General features: G+C 69.6%; 12 protein-coding genes. 8 read left to right on the top strand and 4 right to left on the bottom strand.

Annotated features, from left to right (window positions below):
• The first annotated feature begins 13 nt into the window (after positions 1 to 13).
• A complete protein-coding gene (locus C8K30_RS22800) occupies positions 14 to 328 on the top strand; it encodes a carboxymuconolactone decarboxylase family protein (RefSeq protein WP_108495170.1) in 315 nt (104 codons plus the stop codon).
• A 5-nt stretch (positions 329 to 333) separates the two neighbouring features.
• Here C8K30_RS22800 and C8K30_RS22795 read toward each other — a convergent pair whose 3' ends face one another.
• Complete coding sequence (locus C8K30_RS22795) at positions 334 to 2,565, bottom strand: LuxR C-terminal-related transcriptional regulator (RefSeq protein ID WP_108495169.1); 2,232 nt, start codon at positions 2,563 to 2,565, stop codon at positions 334 to 336.
• A 204-nt stretch (positions 2,566 to 2,769) separates the two neighbouring features.
• Between C8K30_RS22795 and C8K30_RS22790 the strand changes: the two genes are divergently transcribed.
• The 3 genes from C8K30_RS22790 to murG all read left to right on the top strand — a co-directional run bounded on the left by C8K30_RS22790 (position 2,770) and on the right by murG (position 7,072).
• The gene (locus C8K30_RS22790; RefSeq protein ID WP_108495168.1) at positions 2,770 to 5,136 is read left to right on the top strand and encodes an arylsulfatase; all 2,367 of its coding nucleotides are present in this window, start codon (positions 2,770 to 2,772) and stop codon (positions 5,134 to 5,136) included.
• Between the two features lie 99 nt (positions 5,137 to 5,235).
• The gene (locus tag C8K30_RS22785; protein ID WP_108495167.1) at positions 5,236 to 5,805 is read left to right on the top strand and encodes an AAA family ATPase; all 570 of its coding nucleotides are present in this window, start codon (positions 5,236 to 5,238) and stop codon (positions 5,803 to 5,805) included.
• A gap of 85 nt (positions 5,806 to 5,890) precedes the next feature.
• Positions 5,891 to 7,072, top strand: coding sequence for an undecaprenyldiphospho-muramoylpentapeptide beta-N-acetylglucosaminyltransferase (murG, locus tag C8K30_RS22780; RefSeq protein ID WP_108495166.1), 1,182 nt, complete (start codon positions 5,891 to 5,893; stop codon positions 7,070 to 7,072).
• 22 nt (positions 7,073 to 7,094) lie between these two features.
• On the opposite strand, the gene C8K30_RS22775 is transcribed toward murG, so the two are convergent.
• Together C8K30_RS22775 and uppS are read right to left on the bottom strand one after the other, a co-directional pair.
• Positions 7,095 to 7,619 (bottom strand): hypothetical protein, encoded by a 525-nt coding sequence (locus tag C8K30_RS22775; RefSeq protein WP_146197570.1) that lies wholly within the window; start codon positions 7,617 to 7,619, stop codon positions 7,095 to 7,097.
• 175 nt (positions 7,620 to 7,794) lie between these two features.
• The gene (gene uppS, locus C8K30_RS22770) at positions 7,795 to 8,571 is read right to left on the bottom strand and encodes a polyprenyl diphosphate synthase (RefSeq protein ID WP_108495164.1); all 777 of its coding nucleotides are present in this window, start codon (positions 8,569 to 8,571) and stop codon (positions 7,795 to 7,797) included.
• A gap of 141 nt (positions 8,572 to 8,712) precedes the next feature.
• Here uppS and C8K30_RS30470 point away from each other — a divergent pair, with 141 nt between their 5' ends.
• A complete protein-coding gene (locus tag C8K30_RS30470) occupies positions 8,713 to 9,342 on the top strand; it encodes a hypothetical protein (RefSeq protein WP_146197569.1) in 630 nt (209 codons plus the stop codon).
• A gap of 109 nt (positions 9,343 to 9,451) precedes the next feature.
• Positions 9,452 to 10,180 (top strand): ATP-binding cassette domain-containing protein, encoded by a 729-nt coding sequence (locus tag C8K30_RS22760; RefSeq protein WP_108495162.1) that lies wholly within the window; start codon positions 9,452 to 9,454, stop codon positions 10,178 to 10,180.
• A 117-nt stretch (positions 10,181 to 10,297) separates the two neighbouring features.
• On the opposite strand, the gene C8K30_RS22755 is transcribed toward C8K30_RS22760, so the two are convergent.
• A complete protein-coding gene (locus C8K30_RS22755) occupies positions 10,298 to 11,197 on the bottom strand; it encodes a 1-aminocyclopropane-1-carboxylate deaminase/D-cysteine desulfhydrase (RefSeq protein WP_108495161.1) in 900 nt (299 codons plus the stop codon).
• A gap of 93 nt (positions 11,198 to 11,290) precedes the next feature.
• On the opposite strand from C8K30_RS22755, the gene C8K30_RS22750 reads away from it, so the two are divergent.
• Positions 11,291 to 11,818: a hypothetical protein gene (locus C8K30_RS22750; protein ID WP_108495160.1), complete on the top strand. Its 528-nt coding sequence runs from the start codon at positions 11,291 to 11,293 to the stop codon at positions 11,816 to 11,818.
• A gap of 30 nt (positions 11,819 to 11,848) precedes the next feature.
• Positions 11,849 to 12,412, top strand: a complete 564-nt coding sequence (def, locus tag C8K30_RS22745; RefSeq protein ID WP_108495159.1) for a peptide deformylase — start codon at positions 11,849 to 11,851, stop codon at positions 12,410 to 12,412.
• Positions 12,413 to 12,418: the final 6 nt, after the last annotated feature.

Here is a 12,418-nt window from a genome sequence, read left to right as displayed (position 1 = left end):
AAGAGGCGAGCTCGTGGACTACACCGACCGATTGCGGCGCTTCGCCATCAACGACTCCCACCTCGACGAGGACCCGGAGCCCACGACCCTCGAGTCGAAGACCCTGGTTCTGGTCCGCCTGGCCGCGCTGGTCGCCGTCGGCGGCGCGGAACCGACGTACGGCAGCGAGGTGGACGACGCGGTGACCGCGGGTGCCTCGGCGACGGAGATCGTGGACGTGCTGGCGGCGATCGTCCCGATCGTGGGCCTGCCCAGCGTCGTGGCGGCCGCACCCAAGCTCGCCCTGGCGCTCGGCTACGACCCGTTCGACGCGGACGCCACCGCGTGACGGCCTCACCCGCCCAGCAGGCCCATCGCGGCGGCCTGGCGGACGGCGTCGCTACGCGACGAGACCCCGAGCTTGCGGTAGATCGCGCCGATCTCCGAGCTGGCCGTATTGCGCGAGACGTACAGCCGCTCCCCGATCTCCCGGATCGTCAGGTGTGTCTGCAGGTACGGCAGGAGCCGCAGCTCGGCGGGCGTCAGCGGGGAGATCGAGGTGCCGGGGCGGACGGCGTGCGCGCTCGTGTCCAGGGCCTTGCGCAGCTCGGCGACCTCGTCGAGGAGCACGCCGAGCCGTGGCCGGTGCAGGAGCACGTCGTTGATCTCGCGCAGCAGGTGCCGGACGGCCGCGGTGTCGCCGGTCGCCCAGCTCGTCCGGGCGAGGTGCAGGCGTACCCGGACGGCGAGCGTGGGCGTGGCGTAGGTGCAGGACGTCCGTGCCCGCATCCCGCGGGCGAGATGACGGCGCATCGCCGCCCGGTCGCCGAGGTGCAGCGACAGGCGCGCGGCAGCGGTGAAGCCCAGGGCGCTCGTCGGATAGTCGTCGATCCGGCGCTCCTCGACAGCGGCCAGGGCGCGCTGGACGCGTTCCCGGGCGCGGTCCCAGTGGCCCCGGTCCATGTCCAGGTGGGCGAGCTGAGCCTCGCTGAAGACCAGGGTGTCGGCGTTCCCGTGAGCGACGGCGGCCTCGAGGGCGCGCTCCAGCTGCCGCGTCGCGCTCTCGACGTCACCGAGGAGGAGGTGCGCCGCCCCGCTCAACGACAGCGCGGTGTCGCGCCACGAGCTCCACTCCGGTTCGCTGTCCAGGGCGAGGCGGGCGTCGTCGACCATCTGCCGGGGCCCGTCGGGGCAGCGCATGGCGTGGAACATGGCACGCAGGGAGTCGAACGACGCCGACCCGTCGTTGAGCTCGCCGTCGAACGACGCGTCGTCCACGACCGCGGCCCAGCGTTCGGCGTCGAGGGCCCGGCCCTCGTAGACGGCCACGTAACCCGCGAGCACCGCGAGCGGGGGGTAGCCCGCGACGGCGCCGTCGCCGAGCGCGCGCAACCACCTCTCGATGGTCGCGATCCTGCCCGTCTGGAACAGGGACATGACGATCCCGGTGACGAGGAGGACGCACCGCCCGCGCTCCGGCGTGGCGAGCAGGTGCTCGACAGCCCGGGCCGGCGAGCCGTTCTCCTCGAACCAGTCGGCGGCTCGCACGCGGAGGACGTCGGCCAGCTCGGGCTCGACCGCCATGAGGTCGGCGAGCAGGAACTCCCGGAACAGCGCGTGGTACCGGAACCACTCCCGGCGGCGGTCGAGCGGGACGACGAACAGGCTCGAGGCCTCGAGCTGCCGCAGCTGCCGCTGCGACAGGTGCTCGCCCAGGACGGCGTCGCACAGCGGCGCGCTCAGGTCGTCGAGCACGGAGGTGCGGCGCAGGAACCGGCGCGTCGGCTCCGGCAGCTGCCGGAACACCTCACGCTGGAGGTAGTCCGCGACGTAGGGGTCGTCTCCGGTGACCGCGCCGGCGCGCCGAGTGTCGTGGCGCGCGATCAGGCACGTGAGGTAGATGCCGACGGGCCACCCCTCGGTCCTGCGGGTCACCTCCGCCGCGACCTCGTGCGACACGGGGACGTCCGCGGCGGCGAAGACCCGTTCCGTGCCCGCGGTGTCGAGGGCGAGGTCCCCCGCGGTGATCTCGACGGTCTCGCCCACGGCGCGCAGCGGCGCGAGGTGGGGCTGCTCCGCCCGGCTGGCCACGACGAGCTGTGACCCGGCGGGGATGCCCCTGATCACGACGCTCAGCGCGTCGTGGCAGGCGGGCGAGCGCACCTCGTGCAGGTCGTCGAGGACGAGCAGGAACGGCGTGGAGCTCGCCCGGAGGGCCGCAGCCAGCCGAGGCGCCGCTCGGCCGAGCACCGACGCGTCGGGGCCCACCATGTCCGCTATCAGGTCTGTTCGGCCGCTCTCCACCGTGGCGAAGGCGGACGCGAGGACGGTGAGCAGGCCCAGCGGGTGATCGTCGAGCCTGTCCAGCGACACCCAGGCCACGGGCCGGTCCTCGAGCGAGGCCCACTCGGCCAGGAGGGTCGACTTGCCGTAGCCGGCCGGTGCCGTGACGCCGACGACGCGACGGCCGCTCGCGCGAGCTGCACCGATGACACCGGCCCGGCTCACCGTTGCCGTGCGTTGCCGGGGCACGCTCAGCTTGGCTTCGAGGAGCAGTCGGTCGAGCTCCACCGTCGCCCGTCCCATGCTCGGCTCGTGGCCCACTTCCTCACTGTAGGAAGGCCGTGAAACGGCTTCAACCACGGGGCGTTCAATCACCCGAATCGGGGGATACGGCCCCTGGCGAGCCCGCGCTGCCTGGGTTCTCACCCTGTCTGCGTGATGTGCCCACGTCACGCCGTCCCTAGCGTCGGAGGCGTCCACCCCCTGCCGCGACGAAGCGAGCCCCTCATGCGTCCCGACCCGCACGCCCGCACGATGCTGCCCGTCCCGGACGTCCCCGCCCCAGGCCTGACGACGTACGACGCGAAGGACCCGGAGACGTCCTACCCACCGATCGAGCCCTTGCTGCCGCCGCCCGGCGCGCCCAACGTGCTGGTCGTCCTGCTCGACGACGTCGGGTACGGGGCGTCGAGCGCGTTTGGCGGACCGTGCGCGACGCCGACGGCCGAGCGCCTCGCCGCGGGCGGCCTGCGGTTCAACCGGTTCCACACCACGGCGCTGTGCGCCCCGACGCGGCAGGCGCTGCTGACGGGCCGCAACCACCACTCGGTCGGCATGGGCAGCATCACCGAGACGGCCACCTCGGCGCCCGGGAACAGCTCGCTGCGCCCCAACACGAAGGCTCCGCTGGCCGAGACGCTGCGGCTCAACGGGTACTCGACCGCGCAGTTCGGCAAGTGCCACGAGGTGCCGGTATGGCAGACGTCGCCCATGGGCCCGTTCGACGCCTGGCCCACCGGAGGCGGCGGGTTCGAGACGTTCTACGGGTTCATCGGCGGGGAGAACAACCAGTGGGACCCCGCCCTGTACAGCGGGACGACGCCGATCGAACCGCCGGCGACCCCGGAGGAGGGCTACCACCTCACCGAGGACCTCGTCGACCACGCGTGCTCGTGGGTGCGGCAGCAGAAGGCCCTGATGCCCGACAAGCCGTTCTTCGTCTACCTCGCCCCGGGCGCGACGCACGCCCCGCACCATGTCGCGCGGGAGTGGATCGAGAAGTACCGCGGGCGGTTCGACGACGGCTGGGACGTGCAGCGCGAGCGGACGTTCGCCCGGCAGAAGGAGCTCGGCGTCGTCCCGCCCGAGGCAGACCTCACGCCGCGGCACGGCGAGATCCCCGCCTGGGACGACATGCCCGACGACATGAAGCCGGTGCTCGCACGCGAGATGGAGACGTACGCGGGCTTCCTCGAGCACACCGACACGCAGGTCGGCCGGCTGATCGACGCCCTTGAGGACCTGGGAGTCCTCGACGACACCATCGTCTACTACATCATCGGCGACAACGGCGCCTCGGCCGAGGGGACGCTCAACGGCGCGTTCAACGAGATGGCGAACTTCAACGGCATGGCGGCTCTGGAAACGCCCGAGTTCATGCGCGGCAAGATGGACGAGTTCGGCTCGCCGAGCTCCTACAACCACTACTCGGTGGGCTGGGCGTGGGCCATGGACACCCCCTACCAGTGGACCAAGCAGGTCGCCTCGCACTGGGGCGGGACCCGCAACGGCACGATCGTGCACTGGCCCACCGGCATCACCGAGCGCGGCGGGCTCCGCTCGCAGTTCGCCCACGTCATCGACGTCGCGCCCACGATCCTCGAGGCGGCAGGGCTGCCCGAGCCGACGATGGTCAACGGCGTGCTGCAGTCGCCCATCGAGGGCACGTCGATGGTCTACGCGTTCGACGACGCCGAGACGCCCGAACGGCACGACCTGCAGTACTTCGAGATGTTCGCCAACCGCGGGGTCTACCACCGCGGCTGGAGCGCGGTCACCAAGCACCGCACGCCGTGGATCATGACCGGCGGGCAGGTGCCCGCCTTCGACGACGACGTCTGGGAGCTGTACGACGGCGCGACGGACTTCAGCCAGGCCCACGACCTCAAGGCGGAACGGCCGGACATGCTGGCCAAGCTCCAGCGGCTGTGGCTCATCGAGGCCACGAAGTACAACGTGCTGCCCATGGACGACCGCGGCGCGGAGCGGCTCTCACCCGAGCTCGCTGGACGACCCACCCTCATCCACGGCGACTCCCAGCTCTTCTTCCCGGGCATGGGCCGCCTGTCGGAGAACAGCGTCGTCGGCGTCAAGAACAAGTCGTTCTCCGTGACCGCTGAGGTCGACGTCCCGCCGGGCGGTGCCAGCGGGGTCCTGATCGCCCAGGGCGGACGGTTCGGGGGCTGGTCCGTGCATACGACCGGTGGCCGGCTGACCTTCACGTACAACGTGCTCGGCATCAGCCAGTACGACGCCGTCGCCGAGGTCCCGGTGCCTCCGGGAAAGCACCAGCTGCGCGTCGAGTTCGCGTACGACGGCGGCGGGCTGGGCAAGGGCGGTGACGTCACGCTGTTCCACGACGGGACCGACGTCGGGCACGGACGGGTGGAGGCCACCCAGCCGCTGGTCTTCTCGGCCGACGAGACCACCGACGTCGGCTACCAGTCCGGGACCACTGTGTCCAGCGCCTACAGCGCCACCACGAGCCGGTTCACCGGCCGCATCGGCTGGGTGCAGCTCGACGTCGGCAAGGACGATCACGACCACTTCATCAGCCCGGACGAGCAGCTCCGCGTCGCCATGGCACGGCAGTAGGCGTGCCGCCGAGTCGGCAGCGTCCATCCACCATCACCGGGAGGCGGCCCGGAGGAAATGCCCTTGCCGCCCGGTGGGGCCGTTGGCACGATTCCGCCCATGGCCGCTGCTGGAGAACCGCGCTGTCTGCTCGTGACAGGGATGCCGGGCGCCGGGAAGTCGACGGTGACCCGCCTCCTCACACAGGGGCTGCCACGTTCCGCGCGGCTCGACGGCGACGAGTTCAACCGGATGATCGTCAACGGCTTCGTCTGGGCTCTGGGCGAACCCGCTGACGAGGCCGCGCGGCAGGTCGAACTGTTGCACCGCAACCTGTGCGCGGTGGCGAACAACTTCGTCGATGCCGGCTTCACGCCCGTTGTCGACGCGATAGTCGCCTCGCGCGAGAAGCTCGACTTCTTCCTCGATCTCATCGCGCCTCGTGATCTTCTGCTGGTCGTCCTGACGCCGGGCATCGACGTCTGCAAGTACCGCAACACCATCAGGGATCCGCGCGAGCGGTTCGACTTCGACGGCTATGAAGCCCTCGACGCCACGATGAAGGACGAGTTCGGCGACGCCGGGTGGTGGTTCGACACCTCGGCTCTCACCCCGGAGCAGACCGCAGAGCGCATCCTCCGCGAGGCGGGCGGCCGGGCCCTCGTGAGACCCCACAGATCGAGCATCTGACCAGACCACGGCCGCGAACCTCTGTCACCCCCTCGACCATCTACAGTTGGCCTGCGCCCCTGCCCACGCCGTCTTGGGAGATGTCTTGAGTTCAAACCCGCGCGAGTTCCGTCTGCTCGTCACCGGTGGGGGGACCGGCGGACATACCTACCCGGCGCTGACAACACTCCGTGCCCTCCAGGCGCGGCTGGCCGAGGAGGGCACCCCGGTTGGCGTCCTCTGGGCCGGGACGGCCAACGGGCTGGAGGCCAAGGTCACGGCCTCCGAGGGGATCCGGTTCACGACGGTCGCCACGGGCAAGCTCCGCCGATCGAGCAACCCGCTCGGTATGCTCTCGGCCAGCAACATGAAGGACATGGCGCGGGTGCCGCTCGGCGTCGCGCAGGCCAGGTCGATCGTGGCCGAGTTCAAGCCCGACGTGATCCTGTCGACCGGCGGATACGTCGCCGTCCCGATCGGGCTCGCCGCAGGCATGCTGCGCCGTCCGCTCGTGGTGCACGAGCAGACGGTGCGGCTCGGGCTGGCCAACCGGCTCCTCGCCAAGCGCGCGACCCGTGTCGCGGTGTCGTCGCCCACCACCCTCGAGCTGCTGCCGGAGACCGTGCGTGAGCGGACCGTCGTGACCGGCAACCCGGTGCGCGCCGAGGTGATGTCCGGGGACGCGCTCAAGGCGGTCGACGCGCTGGGCCTGGACTCGTTCGACCCCGACCGGCCGGTCCTGTACGTCACGGGCGGTGCGCAGGGGGCGGTCCAGATCAACACACTGATCGCCAAGTCGCTGCCGTGGCTCCTGGAGCACACGAACGTGATCCACCAGTGCGGGCCGAACAACCTCCAGGAGATGTTCGAGCGGACCGCCGAGCTCCCCGCGGACCTGGCGGCCCGCTACCGGGTGCTCGGGTTCGTGGGTGCCGAGCTCCCGGACGTGCTCGCCCTGGCGGACGTCGTCATCTCCCGGAGCGGCGCGGGCACGATCGCGGAGCTGACGGCGCTGGGCAAGCCCTCCGTCCTGGTCCCGCTGCCTTCGTCGGCCGGGGACGAGCAGGCGCACAACGCTCGCCGGCTCCAGGACCTGGGGGCGGCCATCGCCCTGGAGGGTGACGTCCACGAGACGGACCTCCGGGCGGCGCTCAGGCCGCTGCTCTCCGACGTCGGACGGCGCAAGCGGATGTCCGACGCCGCTCGGGAGCACGGGCGCCCCGACGCCGCCGAGCGACTGGTCGACGTGCTGCTGGAGGCTGCCCGGCCGGGCAAGTCTCAGGAGTAACCGCCGCACGTTGGCGGCGCGCTCAGTCGGCTACGAGATCTGGCCGTCGTACCGTCCTGCGAGGCCACGACGTCGTTTGCGGTTCTCCGTGCATGTCGTCGAACGACACCGTCGCCCGCATCGCGCTGGCGACCCAGACATCGGCGTCGAACCGAGCCCGAATGGTACGTGTCCAGGAGCGGGTCGCCCCGCCCAGGAGAACTGTCTGCTCAAGGTTCAGAGACGTAGTGGGCTTGTCGGCAGTCCCGTCATGGCGCAGCCGGCGCACGGGGCGGTCGAAGTAGATCGTGCAGTGAACATTGTCGATCGGCATCCGGCCGGGGTTCGTCAGCGTGATCTCAAGTGTCCACACCGCAGACCCGTCAGAAGCGTCCGGCTTGTGTGGCGCGCTCGTCGCCTGCCACATGACCGAGACAGCCCGTGTCTCCAGACGCTCCACGTCGCGCTGCTGCCGGACCAGCTCGCGAACCTGCCAGCCTGCGAACACGGCCGCTGCAACCGTGGCCGCCGCGACGAAGAGATCGGCCACTCCTTGGGCATCAAACACGGCCCCCATCCTGGCACTACGCATCACCGCGCAAGCGTCTGACCAGGAGAGTTCACCCGCTGACCGGCTGTCACGAGGTGCCGGATCCCGGATCGGCTCGCGGCGGCGTCGGCCATGGACGCCTGGACGCCGCCGAAAGCGCCGCGTTCCGAAGAGTGCCCTGGACGGGCTGATGTCAGCGCAGGTTCGCTCGTCGCCGGCCGTAGGTGCGCAGCGCGCGCAGCAGGTCCAGCTCGCGGAAGGCCGGCCAGTACACGTCGCAGAATATGAGTTCGGCGCGGACCGAGCGCCAGGGAAAGTAACCAGACAGCCGGCGTTCGCCGCTGGTGCGGATGATCAGGTCGATGTCGTTGTCGGGCGCGGCCACGTATGCGTCGATCGCCTCGGGTTCGAGCGTTCGGACGACGTCGTCCACCGAGTCGCCACGATCAGCCGCTTCCCACAGCACCTGGCGGACGGCGTCGACCACATCGCCATACGGGTCGTAGCCGACAGCGAGAGTGAGCCGACGGGGCCGCCCCCGCGTGACGGCCACCGCCTCCTTGAGCGCACGCGCCGTCGTATCCGGCACCAGGTCGAGGTTCCCGGCGATGTGCAGCTCCCAGAATCCACCGGGGCGTCGGATCCGGTCCGGAATCAGCGTCTCAAGCAGGTGGAAGAGGAAGCTCACCTGTTCGTCGTCCCGCTTGGTGATGTTGTCGGCCGAGAGGACGTAGACGCTCACAGCGTCGACCCCGGCCTGGGCGGACCAGGTCAGCACCCGATCGAGGTGCTCGGCCCCTGCACGGTGTCCGAACCGAACGTCGTCCACGCCGACGCTATGTGCCCAACGCCGGTTGCCGTCCATGATCAGACCCAGATGGGCGGGGGCGGGCAAGCTCTCCAGCTCGTGACGCACACGGGCGGCAAGAAGACGCTCGGTCGGAATACGAAGCCATCGGGTGCCCGCCATGCGACCGCACCCTAGCGCGGACACCGGATCGTGCGGGACCGGATTCACCCGCTCGTTTCAGCGACCGCGCGGGATCGCTTCGTTAGGTTCGTCGTGCTGCCCAGGTCTCCCCGGCCGATGCCTCGTGAAAGGGACCCTCACATGTCGTTTTCTCTCCGGGCAGCAGTCCTGACCGTCGCCACGCTGGCTCTGATCGCCGGCTGTCAAGGAGGCTCTGGCGTCACGGTGCACGCCGACGACGACGAGCACCCCATGGCCCTGCGGGCGGGCGGCGGGGGCTTTGCCTCATCTGCTGACGGACGAAAGCCGGGCGGTACCTGGACGACAACGTTCGGCTCGATCTTTCCCTGCGTTGCAAAGGGGCCCAGCCCCATGGTGATCGACGGCGTCGACTGGGTGAGCGACAACGGCCTGGACCCACTCTCTGTGCGGGTCTTCCACCGGACGTTTGACGACTCGGAATCTGACCCGATCATCAGCATGACCGGCACACCGCTCGACGACAACAACGACCTTTCTGGGACTCTCCAGGAGGGGGTGGAGGGCTTCAGAGTCGAACGTTCCTGTAAGGAGAGCACAGACAACAAGGGCGAGACCGATGAGTTGCTGGTCGCCGTGAAATCCGACGACGGCGGCGCCCACGTCGGTGACTTCACGGTTCGTTACACCACGCCGGACGGCAGGAAGTACGCCGTGGTCAGCGCCTGGAAGATGCACATCTGCGGCACGCAAGCTCCCAAGGAACTCTGCGACGGCGATGCCGGTACCTGAGATCGCGCAAGCTGCCACGGTGGCGTCCTGGGCGCCGACGGAAATGCGCAGCCGTCGCCAGCTGCTGAACATGGAGCCCGGTCGGACAGGTGTTCGTTACGCTGGCCGGATGCTCATCGAGCGAGTTCGCGTGAAGCCCAGCGCCGTCGAGGACGGCGCGTGGCCGTGGACCGTACCCGCGATCGGTGACCTGGCCGCCCATGGCGTGCGCCTGAACAGCAGCATCGTGATCCTCGTGGGGGCGAACGGGTCCGGCAAGTCAACCCTCCTGGAGGCGATCGCCGAGGGGTACGGGCTGGACGTGCGCGGCGGGCACGGCGGCCGGAAGTACGCCAGCGAGCTGGACATGAGCCCGCTGGGTGAGGCGATCACACTGGACCGCACCGGTGCCGGATCGAGGATGATCGGGCGCAATGCGAAGGGCTTCTACCTGCGGGCCGAGACCGCGTTCGGGATGCTGGCGTTCATGACCGAGGCCGGCATGCCCGGTTATGGCGACCGGCTGTCGTCGGAGGTCAGCCACGGCGAGTCCTACCTCCAGGCGATCACCGGGCGGTTCAGCGGGCCCGGCCTCTACCTCCTCGACGAGGCCGAGGGGCCGTTGTCGTTCGAGTCGACCCTCCAGCTGCTGTACCGCCTGCAGGACCTCGTGACCGAGCACAACGCCCAGGTGATCTACGCGACGCACTCACCGATGGTCGCGGCCCTGCCAGGAGCGCAGATCCTGGAGATGACCGACCAGGGCATCACCGAGCGCAAGTGGGCGGAGCTCGAGTCGGTGGCCCTGTGGAAGAGATTCCTGGGGCGGCCGGACATGTTCTTCGACGACGCTTCCTAGACAAGCGGGAGTTCGAACCCGGCCGGGCCGTCGCCGCTGAGGCTGGCTCGCCAGCGCGCTCGACGACGGCCTTCGTCGCCCCGTGGGTAGGTCAGCCCGGCTTCCCTGGCGGCGTTCTCACGAGCGCGTCTGAGCCTCGAAGTCAGGACCAGTGATCACCGCGACGATCGTCGTCCCGCGCGGGAACCGACCCTGGGCCGCGAGGTCGTAGACGCCGTACATCATCCTGGCCACGTACACCCAGTCCAGGCGCAGGCCATGACGAGCCTCGAAGTCGTCGACGAACGCGACCAGCTCGGGCTTGGATTTGGCGTACCCGCCGAAGTGGTAGTCGGTCTCGATTGCCCAGTTCCCGGTCACCTCGCCGAGCGCATCACGCTGAAGGACGGCGACGTCGTCGGACAGGAAGTCCCCGCCCTTCAGCGAGGAGAACCCGATCGCCCGCTGGTGCGGTCCGAGCCCGGCCGCGATGCCGGCCAGGGTCCCGCCGGTCCCGACGGCGCAGCAGATGACGTCGAAGTCGTCCGTGATCTCACCGGCAAGCTCCATGCACCCGCGCACGGCCAGGGCGTTGCTGCCGCCCTCAGGGATCAGGTAGAAGTCTCCGAAGTCCGCACCGAGCCGGTCGATCACGTCGGGCTCGGTCTTGCGCCGGTAGGTCTGCCGGTCCAGGTAGGTCAGGCGCATGCCGTGGTCGACGGCGAACTGCAGCGACGGGTTCAGCGGATCGTGCGCCTCGCCCCGGATCACACCGACGGTCTCGAACCCGAAGATCGCTCCCGCAGCGGCCACCGCCCGGATGTGGTTGGAGTACGCACCGCCGAACGTCAACAGCCTCGTCGCACCCGCCGCTTGGGCGGCTTCGAGGTTGTACTTCAGCTTGCGCCACTTGTTACCCGGCAGATCCGGATGGATCAGGTCGTCCCGCTTGAGCAGCAGCCCCACACCGGCCGCGTCCAGGCGCTCGTCAGCGAGCACCTCAACCGGCGACGGGACCAGCGCAGGGGGGACAGGCATATCGGCAGTCTGGCACGTGGCTGGCGCCGCACGGCCGACGCCAACTTCACACTGACCGCTGACGCCAAGCCAGATCTACGCCAGACTGCCCGGATGGGGACTGAGCAGCCTGGTCAGCGCAATCCGGAGCAGCAGGACACGGCATCGTCCGCTGCCCTTGGTGAGAGCAATGAGTTCGCCCTTGGCGGCGTCTGGCATAGCCACTACACGTACGAGAGCACCGGGCGGGGCCCGATCACGCGCCACCACTACGTGGTCATCCGCCAGGAGGGTGACCAGCTGACCGTGGAGAGCCTTCCGGGTTCCAACGACTCTCCCGTGTCCCTGTCCCTGAACATGCGTGGGCCGATCGGAACTGGAACCTGGACGGAGCACACGGCCGTCGACGGCTACTACCAGGGCGCTGTCTATCACGGGGCGTTGCAGGTCATCGTGGATTCCACGGGCCGCAGCATGTCGGGTAAGTGGGTGGGCTTCGACAAGGAGCTCCATGTCGACTCGGGGCCGTGGGCGCTGGACCTGGTGGACGTCGCCACGGACGAGGCGACACTCGAGCGATACAACAGGAGCCCGCTACGGGCGGAGGCTGAACGCCAACACCAGCAGGGTCCGACCCGCTGACATCCACATCCTGGAAGGATCCGACCACGCATGACCCTGCACCGTAGCGACGACGACTGGGTCAAGGGCATCGCCGGTGACGGCGTCGTCACGATCGGCGACCCGCGGCTGAAAGCCCTCACCGCCGAGATCGACGCGGCGCACGCCGGCGACCTGCTTGAGACCCTCGTCGCTCGTCTTCGCGACCTCAACGGCGCCGGACTGGCCGCACCGCAGATCGGCGCCTCCGTCAGGGCCGCGGTCATCGAGGTCCGCAAGACCGACGTCTTCCCCGACCGGCCCGAGACCGGCCTGATCCAGGTGCTCAATCCCGTCGTCATCGAGCGCTCCGACGAGATGGTCCTGGACTGGGAGGGCTGCTTCAGCGTGCCCGGCTACCTGGGCGTGGTGCCCCGGGCAGAGAGCCCCACCGTCCGGTACACCGACGGGACAGGAGAGACCGTCACCAGGGAGTTCACGGGGTACGTCGCCCGCGTCATCCAGCACGAGATCGACCACCTCGACGGCTTCGTGTACCTCGACCGCATGCCCGACATGGCCAGCCTCACCACCACACAGAACTACCTCGACCACCACCGACCAGTCTCGGCGTAGGGCCCG

Origin of the sequence: Promicromonospora sp. AC04 (assembly GCF_003058225.1) — a bacterium.
GTDB lineage: Bacteria > Actinomycetota > Actinomycetes > Actinomycetales > Cellulomonadaceae > Promicromonospora.
Note: the sequence above shows the minus strand (reverse complement) of the source record. Positions and strands in the feature narration are given on the sequence as shown.